This is a genomic window from Streptococcus oralis, from assembly GCF_003943415.1.
Taxonomy (GTDB): domain Bacteria; phylum Bacillota; class Bacilli; order Lactobacillales; family Streptococcaceae; genus Streptococcus; species Streptococcus oralis_BJ.
Genome location: NZ_RJPK01000007.1, coordinates 72,244 through 90,438, shown reverse-complemented (window position 1 = coordinate 90,438; position 18,195 = coordinate 72,244). Strand labels below are relative to the sequence as shown.

Here is an 18,195-nt window from a genome sequence, read left to right as displayed (position 1 = left end):
GGCAGACGCACAGGACTTAAAATCCTGCGATTGGAAACGATCGTACCGGTTCGATCCCGGTCCTCGGCATATAATAATGAGCACCCTTAGCTCAACTGGATAGAGTACCTGACTACGAATCAGGCGGTTAGAGGTTCGAATCCTCTAGGGTGCATTTTTTCTATTTAACTCGGGAAGTAGCTCAGCTTGGTAGAGTACTTGGTTTGGGACCAAGGTGTCGCAGGTTCGAATCCTGTCTTCCCGATTGATGGCGGTGTAGCTCAGCTGGCTAGAGCGTCCGGTTCATACCCGGGAGGTCGGGGGTTCGATCCCCTTCGCCGCTATAAAGATCTTGTTGGACCTTTAGCTCAGCTGGTTAGAGCTCTCGGCTCATAACCGAGTGGTCGTAGGTTCAAGTCCTACAAGGTCCATTGTATATTTTGGAGGATTACCCAAGTCTGGCTGAAGGGAACGGTCTTGAAAACCGTCAGGCGTGTAAAAGCGTGCGTGGGTTCGAATCCCACATCCTCCTTTTATTATTAACGCGGGATGGAGCAGCTCGGTAGCTCGTCGGGCTCATAACCCGAAGGTCGTAGGTTCAAATCCTGCTCCCGCAATTTGGCTCGGTAGCTCAGTTGGTAGAGCAATGGATTGAAGCTCCATGTGTCGGCGGTTCGATTCCGTCTCGCGCCATTTTATAATAGTTATGCGGGTGTAGTTTAGTGGTAAAACTACAGCCTTCCAAGCTGTTGTCGCGAGTTCGATTCTCGTCACCCGCTTTGAACTTTATTCAAATTACCAAGTTTTTGACTTGGGCGCGTAGCTCAGGTGGTTAGAGCGCACGCCTGATAAGCGTGAGGTCGGTGGTTCGAGTCCACTCGTGCCCATTAAAGTAGGAGAATTACTCAAGAGGCTGAAGAGGACGGTTTGCTAAATCGTTAGGTCGGGTAACTGGCGCGGGGGTTCGAATCCCCCATTCTCCGTATACAGAGAACTGTAACGTGAGTGTGGGGAGTTCGTATAAACTTATACCTGTTAATTAATATTTTGGAGAATTACTCAAGAGGCTGAAGAGGACGGTTTGCTAAATCGTTAGGTCGGGTAACTGGCGCGGGGGTTCGAATCCCCCATTCTCCGTGATATAATTTGAGAATCTTTATCAACTCTAGTGGGGTGGTAAAAAGTCATATTCTGGAGAGAGCCACATTGGCACTCTCTTTTTTTTGCTCTTTATCCTTGAGAAAGGTTTGAAAGACAGCCTGAAAGTGAGGGTGGACCAGCTTGAGATTATTTTCAATGAGTTCGAAAAAATTCTCTGCCTCCTTGTTCTGAAAGTTAAAAAACAAGAGCTGATAGAGATTATAGTGTTTTTTCAGGTCTGGCGATAAAAGCGTTTATGACTTAGTTTCCGACTCTCCTGTTGGATGAGTTTCCAGTAGCGTTTGATTGCCTTATATTCGTGCGATCTCCTATCAAACTGATTCATGATTTGGATGCGAAGGTAGCTCATAGCACGGCCGAGATTTTGTACAATGTGAAAGCAATCGAGGATGAATTTAGCAGAAGGAAAGAGTTTCTTAGCGATGTCGTAGTAGGAGCTAAACATGTCCATTGTAATGACTTTCATTCCATTTCGGACCTGTCTAGAATAACGAAGGAAATGATTGCGAATCGTTGCTTGAGTCCGTCCGTCTAAGATAGATAGGATCTTGTTTGAATCAAAATCTTGTGCAATGAAGCTCATTTTGCCTTTCTTGAAGCTGTATTTATCCCAAGACATGTGAGTTGGAAGATAAATCTGTCTTGAATTTAAACTCTTTCAGTTTACGAATGACGGTGGAAGTGAAGATAGCCAAGCTTTCAGCGATGACCGTCATAGGGACTTTCTCGATTAATTTTTGAGCGATTTGGTGGTTTTTCTTGACTAAGGGAGTCTCTGCGACAGCCATTTTTTTACAGACTTTACAGCGGAAGCGCCGTTTCCTTAGACGAATTAGAATTTTGTATCCCGCACATTCTAGATAAGGGATTTTAGATTTTTTTTGAAAATCATATTTATTTAATGATTTCCTTGTGGAGATCCATATTGATAATATCTACACTCTTGATATTAGGGTCTTTAATGTCTAGTAGGTTTGTGATAAAATGTAATTGTTCCATATGATTCTTTCTAATGATGGTTTGATCGCTTTTCATTATAGATCTTTTGGGACTTTTTTCTACGCTTCATAATCTCCATAGTGGTTTTACTCACTACAGAATTATAGAGCTCTATTATCTAATGCTGTTTCAGTAACTTTCATACTAGAAAAAATCATAAATAGACTAGACTTAGTGGTATACTAGAGTTAGGGACTTTAAGTGGCTGGGGGATAATTGAGATGAAAAATGGAGTAAAATTTTATAGTATTTTTTATAGATTTATGCTATTTATCTTTGTAGTATTTCTAACTGTGATTTCAATGTTCTTAGATGCAAAAAAAGCGCAAATTCGCTTTTTTAACCTATCCTTGATTATTGGGCAAGAGGAGTTGAGGATTGTTACGGTTGCGGTTTTGCTCCTTACTTTTCTTTTATCTTTCATGTTCAAATGGAAGTGTTTAATCCATAAAACTGGGATTTACCTAAGAAAAATTGATTTATTTATAGCTTGGGATGAGATTAAAGGTCTTAGCCATGTCTGGATTAATGACTATCATCGTGGACCTCATGGTTTCTTTTTTTATAATCGTAAGACGATAGTTATTTATAGGAAAAATTATCAACCGATTTGCCTTTATAATATTTCAATATTGGCCTTATATGTGGCTAAATGTTATCATCCAAAATTGAAAACCAATATAGTCTCAGCAACGTTGGCAAGTCTCTTCAATATGGCTTTAAATGCATGTTTCTTGTACGAGATGTTTAGTAAAAATTTGGTGAATATAAAAGCTGAAGTCTTTATGTTTTGGCTGCTTTTGTATGCTGTTAAAGTTTTTGCGCTACCATTGGTTATGCTTGGACACGAAAATCACTGCTATGGGGTTTCTTTGGCACATAGCACGGCATATAAAAAGAATGCCTCAAAAGCTATTAATCTGTAAATTGTTGACAGGAAGCCAGCTATTTATATATCTGTTGCTTTCTACATTCAAAAAGCACTATATGTTGCTAGTTGCATATAGTGCCGTTGTTAAGTCCAGCTAGTGAGTGAGATTTCACCACTATTAAGCCAGATTTCTGTCTGGTCATCAAACTGGATAAGGAGTTGTCCTTTATCGGAGATGTCTTTGGCAACTCCTTTTTTTTTAGTCTGATCTTGGATAAAACTGACCTCTCTTCCTAGAACAAGAGAGTGTTCTTTATAAAGATAGAGTAGTTCTTCGGGTGCTGTTTGGTAGAAACAATGCCAAATTTCTGAGATTAGTTCGTTTCGTGTGATAGGAGCTGGTGGTGTAAAGAGACTTCCAGCTTTTTCTTTTATCTCTTTTGGAAAATCGCTGATGGCAAAGTTGATTCCAACGCCGATAATGACGTCTGTTACTAGGCCTGTTTCCACGGACGTCATGGCTTCGGTGAGGATACCTGCTATTTTTTTATTTTTAAAGTAGATATCATTTACCCATTTGATACCCACGTCAATCAAGGTGAGGTTTTTAATAGCTTTGTAAATGGCGCCTGCTGTAAGTAATGTGTAGGCAGGAAGCTGGTCATAGGTGAGATTTGGCTGAATATGTAATGACATATAAATACCTCCCCGTGCAGGAGAGTAGTAAGGGCGTTGAAAGCGACCACGACCTGCTGTTTGACATGTGGAAAGATAGAGACTATTTCCCTGGTTTCCCCCTTCAATACCTTCTTTTGCATCTGTTTGAGTAGATTTTGTTTCAGGTTTGTAGCGAATGGTTAAGTTGGTTTTCTCTTGAATCAAATCAGGTAGGATCAAATCGCCTTGAATAAGTTTGTAACCTTTATTTTTAATACTGTCAATCACGAGCCCTTCTTGTTGGAGGCGTTGAATTGCCTTCCATATGGATGTACGACTTAACAACAGTTCTTCTGCAATTTTTTCTCCGCTAACATAGTTGTTTTCTCTAGCTAATATTTGGTAGACTAGTTGGTGTGATTTCATTGATTTTCCTTTCTAGCTAAGAGGGAGTGAGAGAGTTCTTTTCGAGTTTGACTCGGTGTTTTTTGAAAAAACTGCTTGTAGGCTTTTGAAAAATGTAGTGGATCTGAGAAACCCACGGAGTATGCAATGACTTTAATAGATTCTTCAGTATGTTCCAGAAGTTGTTGTGCACGATGCATCCGAACGTAGAGTAGATACTCTTTTGGAGAGAGTTGGTGAAATTCTTTAAACACACTAGTTAAGTAACTTCTATGAACCGATAGCTCTTTTGCTAAATCTTGAATTGTGAGTGATTGAGGGTAGTGACTATCTATCAATCGTTTGCAGTCAAGATAGAGTTGGTGGGTTGATGAAATATTCTTTTTTTTCTGATTGGGAGTAATAGTTCCTAAATGAAACATTAATTCATGAAGTTGCCCCATGATATGGAGTTGTGCTAGTTCGTTTGATTTTGTTACCTGAGCAAAACGGACAATATCTTCAACGAGTTTTGCAGTTGTCTGTGTATGACAGTTTTTTGACTGGATGAGGTAGGATTGATCAGAAATTTGAGATAGAGCAAAATAGTCAGGTGCCCTCCCTCCAGTAATCCCTAACCAGTAGTAAGCCCAAGGATCCTGGCTATCTGCTTGATAGAAGGTTAATTCATCTGGTTTTAGTAAAAAGAAATCTCCTGCCTTTAAATCAACAATTTTCCCCTTATAATGGAATTGACCTTTTCCTTTAGTAATGTAATGTAGTACATAGGTATCTCGAATAGCTGGGCCAAAAGAGTAGTTAGGCGTGCATTCTTCATAGCCGTAAAAGCTAAGAGAAAGATCAATTGTTCCAGTCTGGTATTCTGAAAAAACGAGCATGTGCCACCTCCTACCTAACATTTTACCATACTTTGTAGACATTTCTCTATTTTAGAAAGCGCTTTTATTTGATAAAATTTTATCAAGAAATCGAAGAGGTGAAATATATGGGAGTTCGAATAGAGAATAATCTATTTTACGTTGAGAGTAAAGGTCTAAGTTTGATTATTGAAAATAGGGATGGGTTCTTATTATTAAAACATTTAGGAAAGACTGTTAAGAACTATAATGGTGCCAATAGTGTTTATGAACGCGATCATGCTTTTTCACCTAATCCAACAGCTACTAATCGAACTTTTAGTTTGGATACGCAACGTCAAATTTTTGGACAACATGGTTTGGGTGATTTTAGGAAACCAACTTTACAGGTTCAGCACGATGAAACTGAAGTAACAGACTTTCGATTTGTAGAAGCAAAGATTTTAAAAGGTCAGAATGGTCCACAGGGCTTACCTTTTCCTCACAACATGGATGATACAGAGACTCTTGTCTTGATTTTAAAAGATCCTCAAGCTAAAATTAGTCTGACGCTTTATTATACTGCTTTTGATAATGATGCGACAATTGCTAGCTACAGCAAATTGGAGAATAATAGTAATCAGGAAGTTGTCATTCACAAGGACTTTTCTTTTATGGCTGATTTTCCCGCTGCGGCTTACGAGATTGTAACTCTGCAGGGTGCTTATGCTCGTGAAAAGACTGTTCGACGTCAACAGGTAGAACAAGGAATCTTTTCAATTAGTTCGAACCGTGGTGCTTCTGGTCATGCTCAAACACCAGCTCTTCTATTATGTGATCAAGGAGTCACAGAGGATGCTGGAAATGTGTTTGCCCTGCAACTAATGTATAGTGGAAACTTTGAAGCTTTTGTTCAAAAGAATCAATTGAATGAAGTTCGGGTGGCTATTGGCATAAATCCGGAAAACTTTTCTTGGAAGTTAAATCCTGAGGAAAATTTTGAAACACCGATAGCTTTAGTGACTTATTCAGATAAGGGATTAACTGGTATTAGTCATGAAAGTCAAAATTTTGTACTTAAGCACATTATGCCAAGTCAGTTTTCTAAAAAAGAACGTCCAATTCTAATCAATAACTGGGAAGCTACTTACTTTGACTTTCAGAGAGAAAAACTGTTGGAGCTAGCCGATGAAGCTAAGAAAGTTGGAATTGAACTTTTTGTATTAGATGATGGGTGGTTTGGTAATCGCTTTGATGATAATCGTGCTTTAGGTGATTGGGTTGTTAATGAGAAAAAACTGGGTGGAAGTCTTGAAAGTCTGATTTCAGCGATCCATGAAAGAGGTTTGCAGTTTGGGCTTTGGTTAGAACCGGAGATGATTTCTGTAGATAGTGATTTGTATCGTAAACATCCTGACTGGGCTATTCAGGTTCCAGGGTATGAGCATACCTATTCTAGAAATCAATTAGTACTTAATCTTGCCAATCCTCAGGTAGTAGAATATTTGAAAAATGTCTTAGATGAACTCCTCTCTCATCATAAAATTGACTACATCAAATGGGATATGAATCGTAATATTACTAGCCTAGGGAATGGTTCGAACTATCTAGAGACAAAGATGCAATCTCATCAGTATATGTTGGGGCTTTACGAACTCGTTTCTTATCTGACAGAGAAACATAGTCATATTCTCTTTGAGTCCTGCTCTGGTGGCGGTGGCAGAAATGATCTTGGTATGATGCGTTATTTCCCACAAGTCTGGGCTAGTGATAATACTGATGCTATTGCACGTTTACCTATACAGTATGGATCATCCTATCTCTATCCAACCATTTCTATGGGAGCTCATGTGTCAGCTGTACCGAATCATCAGATGGGACGAATGACACCATTGGAAACTCGTGGTCATGTAGCAATGATGGGGAATCTGGGTTATGAACTTGATTTGACAAGTTTATCAGATGATGAGAAAGCTGAGATTGCTAATCAGGTGAACTTGTATAAAGAATTGCGACCAGTAGTCCAGTTGGGAAACCAGTATAGGTTAATCAATCCCGATGCTGAATCCAATGAAGCAGCTCTACAATTTAACTATGGAAATCAAACAATTGTAACCTACGCCCGAATCTTATCAGTTGTAGAGACCATGGAAACAACTTTAAAGTTAAAAGATTTGGATGAAGAGGGACGGTATGAATTACAGGAAAATGGTGTAGTTTACTCAGGTGCAGAACTCATGTATGCGGGTATTACTATGGAGCTTCCGCAGGGAGATTATCTCAGCAGGCAGTTACATTTCATTAGAAGATAAGGAGATAAAATCATGAGATGGTATAAAAAGATGGGTTTAATTGCTACTACAGGACTCTGCCTTTTGCGACTGTCAGCTTGTAGTAGTCAAGAGGAGTCAACTGATGGCAAGGTAACGATTGAGTTTTTTAACCAGAAGACCGAGATGGCAGATACCTTGCAAAGAATAGTGGATGATTTTGAGAAGGAATATCCTAATATTGATGTGAAGTTGACAACAGTGCCCGCAGCAGGTATTGTCCTAAAAACGCGTGTTTTATCAGGGGACGTGCCAGATATTGTCAATATCTACCCTCAAAATATGGATTTCCAAGAGTGGGCTAAGGCAGGTTATTTTGCAGATATGACAGGGAAATCCTATCTTGAGAACGTTAAGAATGACTATGCTAAAAAGTATGCGATTAATGACAAAGTTTATAGTGTGCCTTTAACGGCCAACCTTTATGGAATCTATTACAATAAAACAAAATTTAAAGAATTAGGACTTGAGGAACCGAAGACTTTTAAAGAATTTCAAGAGATTGTTAAAAAGATAAAAGATAGTGGAAATTCCCCATTTGCAGTTGCAGGCAATGAAGGCTGGACATTAAATGGTTACCACCAACTTTCTCTCATTACTATTACAGGTAGTGGAGATGCGGCTAATAACTACCTTCGCTTTTCAAAACCAAACGCCATCTCTGCAGATGATGCTATTTTAAAAGCCGATGCAGAACGACTAGATTTGTTGGCGGATAATGCTCAAGATGGTTGGCGTGGTGCTTCTTATAATGATGCGGTGGTAGCATTTTCGAGTGAAAAAGCCTTGATGATGCCACAAGGATCATGGGCATTAGCAGCAATTAATCAACAGGATCCAAAATTTAAGGTGGGGATGTTTGCCTTCCCAGGAGAAGAAGTAGGAAAAGAAGTCACTGTTGGTGCAGGGGACATGGCATTATCAACTTCAGCTACTACCAAACACCCTAAGGAAACCGAAGAATTTATCAGCTATATGACTAGTCCAAAAGCTATGCAGTCATACTATGATGTAGATGGATCACCAGTTGCGGTGAAAGGCATACAGGAAAAAGAAGATTCAGCGCTTGCAGATATTTCTAAACTGGCATTTACGGATAAACATTATGTTTGGTTGGGCCAACGCTGGAACTCTGAAGAAGACTTTTTTAATCTAAGTGCAGGTTATCTGATGGATAAAAATCTGAAAAATATGGCAAACAATCTCAATGCTTTCTTTAATCCAATGAAGGCAGATTTGGACTAGAATAGGAGTTAAGATGATATGGCTATTCGAAAATTTTTAAATAAATACTGGGGTTGGACATTTTTGCTTATCCCGCTTGCTTTACAAGCGATCTTCTTTTACTTTCCAATGGTACAAGGTGCTTTCTATAGTTTGACTAACTGGACTGGATTGACCTATAATTACAAATTTGTTGGTTTGAATAACTACAAATTGCTGATGATTGATGGGAAATTCTTCACAGCCATTGCTTTTACTTTGATTTTAACTCTGGCATTGATTGTTGGGGAAATTGTGATTGGGATGATTGTGGCGCGTGCCTTAAATTCTAAGATGAAGGGGCAGACCTTCTTTAGAGCATGGTTCTTTTTCCCGGCTGTTTTGTCTGGTTTGACAGTTTCCTTGATTTTTAAACAATTTTTCAACTATGGGCTTCCAACGATTGGAAAAATTTTAGGAATTAGCTTTTTACAAGAGAGTCTATTAGGAACACCTGTCGGAGCGGTAGTGGCAACTATCTTTGTTCTTCTATGGCAAGGAGTAGCAATGCCAATTATTCTCTTTCTTGCTGGTCTTCAGAGTATTCCAAATGATATTTTGGAGGCGGCATCAATTGATGGTGCAACAAGTAAACAAACCTTTTGGAAGATTGAATTACCCTATTTGCTGCCAACGATTTCTATGGTTTTTATTCTGGCTCTTAAGTCCGGTTTGACAGCCTTTGACCAGATTTTTGCGTTGACGAGTGGTGGTCCAAATAATGCTACAACGTCTCTTGGACTTTTAGTCTACAACTATGCTTTCAAGAGTAATCAATATGGATATGCGAATGCAATTGCCTTGATTTTATTCTTAATTATTGGAATTGTTTCTCTTATCCAAATCAAACTATCAAAGAAATTTGAAATCTAATAGAGGAGTCCTACACATGAAAAAAGAAGAAAAATTGAATCAGTTTTGGAAATATGTCCTCTTGATAGTCGGTGGTATTCTTATACTTGTTCCTTTGTTGGTAACAGTTTTTAGTTCCTTCAAAACAACTAAGGATATCATGAATCATTTCTTTAGTTTGCCCAATCCTTTTACCTTAAGTAATTATGAACGATTAATTTCGGATGGAATTGGAGGCTATTTCTGGAATTCAGCTGTTATTACGGTGTTATCATTGATTGTAGTAGCTTTCTTTATACCAGCTGCAGCTTATTCCATTGCTCGAAATATGTCCAAGAAAAAAGCCTTTGCAATTATGTATTCGCTCTTGATTTTAGGGATATTTGTTCCATTTCAGGTGATTATGATTCCCATCACAGTTATGATGAGTAAACTCGGTCTAGCAAATATGTGGGGACTAGTAATACTCTACCTAACTTATGCTATTCCACAGACTCTCTTCTTGTATGTTGGTTATATAAAAATCAGTGTACCGGATAGTTTGGATGAAGCTGCGGAAATTGATGGGGCTGATCGTTTTACAACTTATCGTCGAATCATTTTTCCAATGTTGAAGCCCATGCATGCGACAACTTTGATTATCAATGCTCTCTGGTTCTGGAATGACTTTATGTTGCCACTGTTGATTCTGAACAAGGATTCTAAGATGTGGACTTTACCTCTCTTCCAATACAACTACCAAGGTCAGTACTTCAATGACTATGGTCCAAGTTTTGCATCTTATATTGTGGGAATTGTAACGATAACCATTGTCTACCTCATCTTCCAAAAACATATCATTTCAGGAATGAGTAACGGGGCAGTGAAGTAAGAAAGTGCTTAGGGAATTTATAATTCCATACATAGAGGAACAGTTCAGTTTGTTGCCAATTCTATGTAGAAAACAAGAAAGTCGTACTTAGTTGCTTGCAGTCTATATTAGTACGAGTTCGATGTGAACAAAAAATCTAAAAATATCTTTCATTTACGAAGCCAGGTCATATAAGACTTGGCTTCAATTAAAAAAAGGAGAGTAATTATGCCAATTCAAAATAAAACTATGTTGATTACTTACTCAGATAGTCTTGGAAATAACCTTAAAGACTTATATGTGAATTTGGAAAAACATTTTGGAGATGCTATTGGGGGAGTTCACCTTCTACCATTTTTCCCATCAACTGGTGATCGTGGATTTGCACCAGTTGACTATGACGAAGTGGATCTAGCTTTTGGTGATTGGGAGGATGTTAAGCGTTTAGGTGAGAAATATTATCTTATGTTTGACTTTATGATTAATCATATTTCTCGTCAATCTAAGTATTATAAGGATTACCAAGAAAAACATGAAGCCAGTGAATTTAAAGATCTCTTTCTAAACTGGGACAAGTTTTGGCCGGAAAATCGTCCGACACAAGCTGATGTAGATTTAATTTACAAGCGTAAGGATCGTGCACCAAAGCAAGAGATTCTTTTTGCAGACGGTTCAGTAGAACATTTGTGGAATACTTTTGGTGAGGAGCAGATTGATCTTGATGTGACCAAAGAAGTAACGATGGGATTCATCCGTAAGACCATTCAGCACCTGGCAAGTAACGGGTGTGATTTGATTCGTCTAGATGCCTTTGCTTATGCAGTGAAGAAATTGGATACCAATGATTTCTTTGTGGAACCAGATATTTGGAATTTATTGGACAAAGTTCGAGATATCGCTGCTGAGTATGGGACAGAGCTCTTACCTGAGATTCATGAGCACTATTCGATTCAGTTTAAAATAGCGGACCATGATTACTATGTTTACGATTTTGCCCTTCCAATGGTGACCCTTTATACTCTTTACAGTTCTAGAACAGAGCGTTTGGCTAAGTGGTTAAAGATGAGCCCGATGAAGCAATTTACGACACTAGATACCCATGATGGGATTGGAGTGGTGGATGTCAAGGATATCCTGACTGATGAGGAAATTGACTATGCTTCAAATGAGCTCTATAAGGTTGGAGCGAATGTCAAACGTAAGTACTCTAGTGCAGAGTATAACAATCTAGATATCTACCAAATCAATTCAACCTATTATTCTGCGCTTGGAGATGATGATGTCAAGTACTTCCTCGCTCGTCTGATTCAAGCTTTTGCTCCAGGCATTCCTCAGGTTTACTATGTGGGTCTATTAGCAGGAAAAAATGACTTGAAATTATTAGAAGAAACTAAGGAAGGTCGAAATATTAATCGTCATTACTATAGCAATGAGGAAATAGCAGAAGAAGTTCAACGTCCTGTGGTGAAGGCTCTTCTCAATCTATTTTCTTTCCGTAATCGATCAGAGGCCTTTGACCTAGAAGGGACTATTGAGATAGAAACACCAACAGCTCACAGCATTGTAATCAAACGTCAAAATAAAGACAAGTCTGTAACAGCAGTAGCAGAAATTGATCTGCAAAGTCAGACCTATCAAGTAGTGGAAAACGGCAGAAAAATTCAGTTCTAGTGCTATATTAATGAAAGAGTTTTTTTGTGGCGAAAACGTGTTCATTGTTCCCAAATGACGGAAAAAATGGTAAAATTAAAAGATAGTTTAGCATTTATCTTCTGGAGAAATCCAGAACAGAAAGGATCCGTTTTGAAATCAATTGGATTACTGGATAAGATAAGAGGGCTTTCGAAAAAAGATTTCTTTTTGTATTTGATGATCATAAGTATCTTTTTACCTTTTTATTTGTTCTTAGCCCTCTTTGCTTTATATTTGATAGGTTTACTTGTTACTGGGGATATGAAGGGAATTATCAAAGGATTGGCCAAACATCCTGTACTTCTCTTTTTTATTGCCTATAGTAGTATCATCTCCATCGTTGCCAAGAACTGGCTTGGATTGGTTGCATCTTTACTGATGTTTCTCTTCCTCATTTTCTTTAGTTTTTACCAGAAACGTCTGACACATGCTTTCTTTCGACTGATACTGCAGACAATTTTGTTTGGTAGTGTGCTCTCTGCTGTTTTTGCTACTTTGGAGCATTTCCAGATTGTAAAGAAATTTAACTATGCCTTTCTTTCGCCCAATATGCAAGTATGGCACCAGAACCGTGCAGAGGTGACCTTCTTTAATCCGAACTACTATGGGATTATCTGTTGCTTCTGTATCATGATTGCCTTTTATCTCTTTACAACGACGAAGCTAAGATGGTTGAAAATCTTTTGTGTGCTAGCAGGTTTTGTGAATCTATTTGGTTTGAATTTCACGCAGAATCGAACAGCCTTTCCTGCCATCATCGCGGGTGCAATCATTTATCTCTTTACAACTATTAAAAACTGGCGCGCCTTTTGGCTCAGTATTGGAGTTTTTGGGATTGGCCTTTGTTTCCTCTTCTCAAGCGATTTGGGAGTCCGTATGGGAACACTAGATTCTTCAATGGAGGAGCGTGTTTCAATCTGGAATGCGGGTATGACTTTGTTCAAGCAAAATCCTATCTGGGGTGAGGGTCCACTGACCTATATGAATTCCTATCCGAGAATTCATGCACCTTATCACGAACACGCGCATAGTCTTTACATCGATACTATTTTAAGTTATGGTTTGATTGGAACCATTCTCCTATCCATTTCTTCGGTTATCCCGGTTCACATGATGATGGATATGAGTCAGGAGTCTGGTAAACGACCAATTATCGGTCTTTATCTCTCCTTCCTTACAGTAGTCGCTGTACATGGGATTTTTGACTTGGCTCTCTTCTGGGTTCAGTCAGGATTCATCTTCTTGTTGGTTATGTGCAGTCTACCACTGGAACATCGAACCTTGGTGTCCGAAATGACAGATTAAGTTAATAAATAGTGAAGATCTTCTACTCAAGGTAGGAGGTCTTTTTTGTTGGTGAAAATTATTTCTAAATCGAAATAGTTGACAGATGGAATGAGAGGTGTTACAATAAAAACAATTCGATATAGAAATAAATTGGAGAGGTCATGAAAGATAGTCATTTGGTAGCCCATCATATTCGTTTGTTAAATGGGCGGATTTTTCAAAAGTTACTGAGTCAGGATCCTGAGGCTCTTTATCGGAGTGAGCAGGGAAAGATTTTAGCGGTTTTATGGAATAGTGAGACAGGTTGTGCAACTGCGACAGATATTGCGCTGGCGACTGGTCTTGCTAACAATACGCTCACAACCATGATAAAGAATCTTGAGGAGCAAAACCTGGTCATCATTAGCCCATGTGGAATAGATAAGAGAAAGAAATATGTCAAGTTGACAGAGCAAGGTTTGTCCCAGAAAGAAGTGGGCCATCGCATCAGTCAAAAGTTGGATGCTATTTTTTATAAAGGATTCACTGAGGAAGAAATTCGCCAGTTTGAAAGTTATCAGGAACGCATCTTAGCAAATTTAAAAGAAAAAGAGGCATAAATCATGTCAAAACAAGTTGAAAATGCACAAAATTTATACATTCATGCCATTCAAGATGGGCGCGTTGCCGAGGCTCAAGCTCAGTCTGTAGGGGATACTTATATCCAACACTCGACAGGTGTGCCAGATGGGAAAGAAGGGTTTGCGGCTTTCTTTGCAAATTTCTTTGAGCGCCATCCTGAGCGTGAGATGAAGATTGTTCGCACCATTGAGGATGGCAATCTGGTCTTTGTCCATGTCCATCAATTTCTGAATGGTGGGGAAGCTCAATGGGTGACAACGGATACTTTCCGTGCGGATGAGAATGGACGTATCGTGGAGCATTGGGATGTCATTGACTACTATCGCACTCCAGAAAATGAACAGTTAGATCAGATTTTTTTGGATTTTGAAGTCACGGATTTGGACAAGACAGTAGCGAATAAAAAAACCGTTCGTCGTTTCTTGACAGAAATTTTCCAAAACGGGGAACTGGAGCAGTGGAGTGATTATGTGGCAGACGATTTGATTCAGCATAGTCATGAGATTGGACAAGGAAGTGCTGCTTATAAAAACTATGTGGCTGAACATGGTGTCACTTTCGACTTTGTTTTCCAGCTTTTGGGACAAGGGAACTATGTGGTTAGCTATGGGCAGACTCAGATTGATGGAGTGGCTTATGCCCAGTATGACATCTTCCGTTTGGAGAACGGCTTGATTGTGGAGCATTGGGATAATAAGGAAGTTATGCCTAAGGTAGAAGACTTGACCAATCGAGGGAAGTTTTAAAAGGAGATACTAAGATGAAAGCTGTGCTTGTCAAGGAAGCTGGAGGACCAGAAGTTCTGCAGGTTGTGGAAGTTCCAAAACCGACTGTTAAAGAAGGTTGGACCTTGGTCAAGGTGCAAGGATTTGGAATCAACCATAGCGAGATTTTCACTCGTCAAGGACTATCGCCCTCCGTTCAATTTCCACGGATTTTAGGCATTGAATGTGTGGGACTTGTAGAGGAGACCAATCGTCCCGATTTGCAGGTCGGACAGCAAGTCATCTCCATCATGGGAGAAATGGGGCGTGCTTTTGACGGTGGCTATGCGGAGTATGTTCTACTTCCAGATAGACAGGTTTACCCTGTAAAGACTAAGCTTGAATTGGAGAGTTTGATTGCACTTCCTGAAACCTACTACACAGCATTTGGCTCTTATATCAATCTTAAGATTGAGGAGGGAGACCGAGTTCTGGTTCGAGCGGCGACTAGTGGTGTTGGGCTTGCTTTTGCAAAACTCCTCAAAGGTCAATTTCCAAAAGTATATTTGGCAGGTAGTAGCCGAAGTCTAGCAAAGGAAGAACAGCTCAAGAAAGCAGGATTTGACCAAGTGATTTTGGATCAGGGAGGTGTCTTGCAGACGGATGAAGAATTTACCAAAATCTTAGACTTGGTTGGTCCACGCGATATTAAAGATAGTCTCAAGCACTTGCTGGAAGGGGGCATTATTTGTTCGTGTGGTCAGCTGGGTGGTCAGTGGACCTTATCAGACTTTGACCCGATTGAAGCCTTATGTCGAAATGTCTACCTAACAACCTTTGCATCCGCTAATGTTTCCAACGAAAAATTGCAGGAGCTGATAGATTTCGTTGAAAAGTATCAGATTGATGTCCAACCGGAGAAAATCTTTGCCATTGACCAAATTCAAGAAGCCCATGCTTATCTGGAAAGTAGTCAGTCTTTTGGTAAAGTTATTATAAAAAACGAGGGAAATCTATGATTGAATACAAGAATGTAGCGCTACGCTACACAGAAAAAGATGTCTTAAGAGATGTCAATTTACGAATTGAGAATGGGGAGTTCATGGTTTTAGTTGGACCTTCTGGGTCCGGTAAGACGACCATGATCAAGATGATTAACCGTCTCTTGGAACCAACTGATGGAAATATTTGTATGGATGGCAAGCGCATCAAAGACTATGATGAGCGTGAACTTCGTCTTTCTACTGGCTATGTCTTACAAGCTATTGCCCTCTTTCCAAATCTAACAGTTGCGGAAAATATTGCTCTCATTCCTGAAATGAAAGGATGGAGCAAGGAAGAGATTGCTCAGAAAACAGAAGAGCTTTTAGCAAAGGTTGGTTTACCAGTATCCGAGTATGGGCATCGACTTCCAAGCGAATTATCTGGTGGAGAACAGCAACGGGTCGGCATTGTCCGTGCCATGATTGGTCAGCCTAAGATTTTGCTTATGGATGAGCCCTTTTCGGCTTTGGATGCTATTTCGAGAAAACAACTACAAACCTTGACCAGAGAATTGCACAATGAATTTGGGATGACAACGATTTTTGTAACTCATGATACGGATGAGGCGTTGAAATTAGGTGATCGGATCGCTGTTTTGCAGGATGGAGAGATTCGTCAGGTGGCGAATCCCGAGACTATTTTAAAGGCTCCTGCAACAGACTTTGTAGCAGACTTGTTTGGAGGTAGTGTTCATGACTAATTTGATATCAACTTTTCAGGATCGTTTTGGTGATTGGGTAACAGCTCTATCTCAACATTTGCAGTTGTCACTTTTGACCTTGTTACTAGCTATTTTTATCGCGACTCCTTTGGCTGTTTATCTTCGCTATCATGAGAAGTTGGCGGACTGGGTTTTACAGATTGCAGGAATTTTCCAGACTATCCCGTCTCTGGCCTTGTTGGGACTCTTTATTCCCTTGATGGGAATTGGAATCTTGCCTGCTTTGACTGCTCTGGTGATTTATGCGATTTTCCCGATTTTACAAAATACTATCACTGGGCTGAAGGGAATTGATCCGAGTCTGCAGGAGGCTGGGATTGCCTTTGGGATGACCAGGTGGGAGCGTCTCAAGAAGTTTGAAATTCCACTTGCCATGCCTGTCATTATGTCTGGGATTCGGACGGCAGCGGTCTTGATTATCGGTACGGCGACCTTGGCAGCCTTGATTGGGGCAGGCGGACTGGGTTCCTTTATCCTTTTGGGAATTGACCGTAATAATGCCAGTCTGATTTTGATTGGGGCCCTTTCTTCTGCAGTGCTTGCCATTGCCTTTAACTTCCTGCTAAAAGTGATGGAAAAAGCAAAATTGCGGACGATTTTTGCTGATTTTGCCTTGGTGACGGTATTGCTGGGGCTGTCTTATAGCCCAGCTCTCTTGGCTCAAAAAGAGAAGGAAAACCTGGTCATCGCTGGGAAATTAGGCCCAGAACCGGAAATCTTGGCCAATATGTATAAGTTGCTGATTGAAGAAAATACCAGTATGACTGCGACTGTTAAACCGAATTTTGGGAAGACAAGCTTTCTCTATGAAGCTCTGAAAAAAGGGGATATTGACATCTATCCTGAATTTACTGGAACCGTGACTGAAAGCTTGCTTCAACCATCACCTCAAGTGGGGCATGAGCCAGATCAGGTTTATCAGGTGGCGCGTGATGGCATTGCCAAGCAGGATCAATTAGCCTATCTCAAACCTATGTCTTATCAAAATACCTATGCTGTGGCTGTTCCGAAAAAGATTGCTCAAGAATATGGCTTGAAGACCATTTCAGACTTGAAAAAAGTAGAAGGTCAGTTGAAAGCAGGGTTTACTCTGGAGTTTAATGACCGCGAGGATGGAAATAAGGGCTTGCAGTCTTTCTACGGACTCAATCTCAATGTAGCGACCATGGAACCAGCTCTCCGCTATCAAGCAATCCAGTCAGGTGATATTCAAATCACGGATGCCTATTCGACCGATGCGGAGTTGGCGCGTTATGATTTACAGGTCTTGGAAGATGACAAGCAACTCTTCCCACCTTATCAAGGGGCTCCTCTGATGAAAGAAGCTCTTCTCAAGAAACACCCAGAGTTGGAAACGGTACTAAATAAACTGGCTGGTAAAATTACAGAAAGCCAGATGAGCCAGCTCAACTATCAAGTGGGTGTCGAAGGCAAATCAGCAGAACAAGTAGCCAAAGAATTTCTACAAGAACAAGGTTTGTTGAAGAAATAAATGAAGAGGAAAGTCAGGGGCAGCCACTAGCCACTTTCTTCAACAGACAAAATCCCATCTCGTCTATAATTCGAGATGGGATTTTTAATGTTAGAGTAAGATAAACAAGAGCGCAATCAAAGCCGCTAGTGTGCCCCTTATAATGTGGTGCGATATATGTTGACTTTCTTGCTGTTGCCCATTCCAGTAAGCACCGTAGCAGATGATGCTAGAGCCCACTATCCATAAGACGACAGTTGCAAGCGGGATAAAGAAAAAGATAGCAAGAGCTAGTGAGGTGAGACAGCTCCCTACCAAGATACACATATTTCCCCGACAGTAATTTTTTTCTTTCATGGCTGCGAAAGCAGCTGCGAGATGGAGAAGTGAAAAACCGAGAGCTAATACAATCGTCAGTATTCCTAGGATAATAGAATTTAACATGGTTGATT

Annotated in this window: 15 protein-coding genes, 11 tRNA genes and 1 pseudogene; 23 read left to right on the top strand and 4 right to left on the bottom strand. The window is 39.9% G+C overall.

Features of this window, described 5'->3' with window-relative positions; translation table 11 throughout:
- The first annotated feature begins 80 nt into the window (after nucleotides 1-80).
- From D8801_RS08885 to D8801_RS08835, 11 genes are all read left to right on the top strand, one after another.
- A tRNA-Arg gene (locus D8801_RS08885) sits at nucleotides 81-154 on the top strand.
- Nucleotides 155-170: 16 nt separating this feature from the next.
- A tRNA-Pro gene (locus D8801_RS08880) sits at nucleotides 171-244 on the top strand.
- Nucleotides 245-249: 5 nt separating this feature from the next.
- A tRNA-Met gene (locus D8801_RS08875) sits at nucleotides 250-323 on the top strand.
- Nucleotides 324-336: 13 nt separating this feature from the next.
- Nucleotides 337-410, top strand: a tRNA-Ile gene (locus tag D8801_RS08870).
- A gap of 11 nt (nucleotides 411-421) precedes the next feature.
- A tRNA-Ser gene (locus tag D8801_RS08865) sits at nucleotides 422-511 on the top strand.
- Nucleotides 512-522: 11 nt separating this feature from the next.
- Nucleotides 523-596 (top strand) — tRNA-Met (locus D8801_RS08860).
- Between the two features lie 3 nt (nucleotides 597-599).
- Nucleotides 600-672 (top strand) — tRNA-Phe (locus D8801_RS08855).
- Nucleotides 673-687: 15 nt separating this feature from the next.
- Nucleotides 688-758, top strand: a tRNA-Gly gene (locus D8801_RS08850).
- Between the two features lie 34 nt (nucleotides 759-792).
- Nucleotides 793-866: transfer RNA gene (locus tag D8801_RS08845), tRNA-Ile, on the top strand.
- A gap of 8 nt (nucleotides 867-874) precedes the next feature.
- Nucleotides 875-962, top strand: a tRNA-Ser gene (locus D8801_RS08840).
- 66 nt (nucleotides 963-1,028) lie between these two features.
- A tRNA-Ser gene (locus D8801_RS08835) sits at nucleotides 1,029-1,116 on the top strand.
- 86 nt (nucleotides 1,117-1,202) lie between these two features.
- Here the strand turns inward: D8801_RS08835 and D8801_RS08830 are convergent.
- A pseudogene (locus D8801_RS08830) lies at nucleotides 1,203-2,139 on the bottom strand (ISL3 family transposase); the annotation flags it as partial.
- Nucleotides 2,140-2,360: 221 nt separating this feature from the next.
- On the opposite strand from D8801_RS08830, the gene D8801_RS08825 reads away from it, so the two are divergent.
- Nucleotides 2,361-3,065 (top strand): hypothetical protein, encoded by a 705-nt coding sequence (locus D8801_RS08825; RefSeq protein WP_125849266.1) that lies wholly within the window; start codon nucleotides 2,361-2,363, stop codon nucleotides 3,063-3,065.
- Between the two features lie 89 nt (nucleotides 3,066-3,154).
- Here the strand turns inward: D8801_RS08825 and birA are convergent, their stop codons facing one another.
- Nucleotides 3,155-4,093 carry a bifunctional biotin--[acetyl-CoA-carboxylase] ligase/biotin operon repressor BirA gene (gene birA, locus D8801_RS08820; protein ID WP_125849264.1) on the bottom strand — a complete coding sequence of 313 codons (939 nt, stop codon included), beginning with the start codon at nucleotides 4,091-4,093 and terminating at the stop codon, nucleotides 3,155-3,157.
- A complete protein-coding gene (locus tag D8801_RS08815) occupies nucleotides 4,090-4,950 on the bottom strand; it encodes an AraC family transcriptional regulator (RefSeq protein ID WP_125849262.1) in 861 nt (286 codons plus the stop codon). The genes birA and D8801_RS08815 overlap by 4 nt, the downstream gene beginning before the upstream one ends.
- 107 nt (nucleotides 4,951-5,057) lie before the next feature.
- Between D8801_RS08815 and D8801_RS08810 the strand changes: the two genes are divergently transcribed.
- The 11 genes from D8801_RS08810 (at nucleotide 5,058) to D8801_RS08760 (ending at nucleotide 17,764) form a co-directional block, all read left to right on the top strand.
- The gene (locus D8801_RS08810; RefSeq protein WP_125849260.1) at nucleotides 5,058-7,220 is read left to right on the top strand and encodes an alpha-galactosidase; all 2,163 of its coding nucleotides are present in this window, start codon (nucleotides 5,058-5,060) and stop codon (nucleotides 7,218-7,220) included.
- A gap of 12 nt (nucleotides 7,221-7,232) precedes the next feature.
- The gene (locus D8801_RS08805; RefSeq protein WP_125849258.1) at nucleotides 7,233-8,483 is read left to right on the top strand and encodes an extracellular solute-binding protein; all 1,251 of its coding nucleotides are present in this window, start codon (nucleotides 7,233-7,235) and stop codon (nucleotides 8,481-8,483) included.
- Between the two features lie 18 nt (nucleotides 8,484-8,501).
- Complete coding sequence (locus D8801_RS08800) at nucleotides 8,502-9,374, top strand: carbohydrate ABC transporter permease (RefSeq protein WP_125844967.1); 873 nt, start codon at nucleotides 8,502-8,504, stop codon at nucleotides 9,372-9,374.
- 16 nt (nucleotides 9,375-9,390) lie between these two features.
- On the top strand, nucleotides 9,391-10,224 hold the full coding sequence (locus D8801_RS08795) for a carbohydrate ABC transporter permease (RefSeq protein ID WP_000711271.1): 834 nt from the start codon (nucleotides 9,391-9,393) through the stop codon (nucleotides 10,222-10,224).
- A 207-nt stretch (nucleotides 10,225-10,431) separates the two neighbouring features.
- A complete protein-coding gene (gene gtfA, locus D8801_RS08790; protein WP_125844965.1) occupies nucleotides 10,432-11,874 on the top strand; it encodes a sucrose phosphorylase in 1,443 nt (480 codons plus the stop codon).
- 132 nt (nucleotides 11,875-12,006) lie between these two features.
- Nucleotides 12,007-13,200 (top strand): O-antigen ligase family protein, encoded by a 1,194-nt coding sequence (locus D8801_RS08785; RefSeq protein ID WP_125844973.1) that lies wholly within the window; start codon nucleotides 12,007-12,009, stop codon nucleotides 13,198-13,200.
- Between the two features lie 143 nt (nucleotides 13,201-13,343).
- Complete coding sequence (locus D8801_RS08780; protein ID WP_125844963.1) at nucleotides 13,344-13,781, top strand: MarR family winged helix-turn-helix transcriptional regulator; 438 nt, start codon at nucleotides 13,344-13,346, stop codon at nucleotides 13,779-13,781.
- 3 nt (nucleotides 13,782-13,784) lie between these two features.
- Nucleotides 13,785-14,549 carry a nuclear transport factor 2 family protein gene (locus D8801_RS08775; RefSeq protein ID WP_125849256.1) on the top strand — a complete coding sequence of 255 codons (765 nt, stop codon included), beginning with the start codon at nucleotides 13,785-13,787 and terminating at the stop codon, nucleotides 14,547-14,549.
- A 14-nt stretch (nucleotides 14,550-14,563) separates the two neighbouring features.
- Nucleotides 14,564-15,526, top strand: a complete 963-nt coding sequence (locus D8801_RS08770) for a zinc-binding dehydrogenase (RefSeq protein ID WP_125849255.1) — start codon at nucleotides 14,564-14,566, stop codon at nucleotides 15,524-15,526.
- Entirely contained in the window at nucleotides 15,523-16,251 is a 729-nt protein-coding gene (locus tag D8801_RS08765) for an ATP-binding cassette domain-containing protein (RefSeq protein WP_125849253.1), read from the top strand. Before D8801_RS08770 ends, D8801_RS08765 begins: the two co-directional genes overlap by 4 nt.
- The gene (locus D8801_RS08760; RefSeq protein WP_125849251.1) at nucleotides 16,244-17,764 is read left to right on the top strand and encodes an ABC transporter permease/substrate-binding protein; all 1,521 of its coding nucleotides are present in this window, start codon (nucleotides 16,244-16,246) and stop codon (nucleotides 17,762-17,764) included. Before D8801_RS08765 ends, D8801_RS08760 begins: the two co-directional genes overlap by 8 nt.
- A gap of 90 nt (nucleotides 17,765-17,854) precedes the next feature.
- Here D8801_RS08760 and D8801_RS08755 read toward each other — a convergent pair whose 3' ends face one another.
- The gene (locus tag D8801_RS08755) at nucleotides 17,855-18,187 is read right to left on the bottom strand and encodes a glucuronide permease (protein WP_125849248.1); all 333 of its coding nucleotides are present in this window, start codon (nucleotides 18,185-18,187) and stop codon (nucleotides 17,855-17,857) included.
- Nucleotides 18,188-18,195: the final 8 nt, after the last annotated feature.

Coding starts and splice junctions, on each gene's coding strand:
- D8801_RS08825 (WP_125849266.1), top strand. CDS start 2,361: ATGAAAAATGGAGTAAAATTTTATAGTATTTTTTATAGATTTATGCTA.
- birA (WP_125849264.1), bottom strand. CDS start 4,093: ATGAAATCACACCAACTAGTCTACCAAATATTAGCTAGAGAAAACAAC.
- D8801_RS08815 (WP_125849262.1), bottom strand. CDS start 4,950: ATGCTCGTTTTTTCAGAATACCAGACTGGAACAATTGATCTTTCTCTT.
- D8801_RS08810 (WP_125849260.1), top strand. CDS start 5,058: ATGGGAGTTCGAATAGAGAATAATCTATTTTACGTTGAGAGTAAAGGT.
- D8801_RS08805 (WP_125849258.1), top strand. CDS start 7,233: ATGAGATGGTATAAAAAGATGGGTTTAATTGCTACTACAGGACTCTGC.
- D8801_RS08800 (WP_125844967.1), top strand. CDS start 8,502: ATGGCTATTCGAAAATTTTTAAATAAATACTGGGGTTGGACATTTTTG.
- D8801_RS08795 (WP_000711271.1), top strand. CDS start 9,391: ATGAAAAAAGAAGAAAAATTGAATCAGTTTTGGAAATATGTCCTCTTG.
- gtfA (WP_125844965.1), top strand. CDS start 10,432: ATGCCAATTCAAAATAAAACTATGTTGATTACTTACTCAGATAGTCTT.
- D8801_RS08780 (WP_125844963.1), top strand. CDS start 13,344: ATGAAAGATAGTCATTTGGTAGCCCATCATATTCGTTTGTTAAATGGG.
- D8801_RS08775 (WP_125849256.1), top strand. CDS start 13,785: ATGTCAAAACAAGTTGAAAATGCACAAAATTTATACATTCATGCCATT.
- D8801_RS08770 (WP_125849255.1), top strand. CDS start 14,564: ATGAAAGCTGTGCTTGTCAAGGAAGCTGGAGGACCAGAAGTTCTGCAG.
- D8801_RS08765 (WP_125849253.1), top strand. CDS start 15,523: ATGATTGAATACAAGAATGTAGCGCTACGCTACACAGAAAAAGATGTC.
- D8801_RS08760 (WP_125849251.1), top strand. CDS start 16,244: ATGACTAATTTGATATCAACTTTTCAGGATCGTTTTGGTGATTGGGTA.
- D8801_RS08755 (WP_125849248.1), bottom strand. CDS start 18,187: ATGTTAAATTCTATTATCCTAGGAATACTGACGATTGTATTAGCTCTC.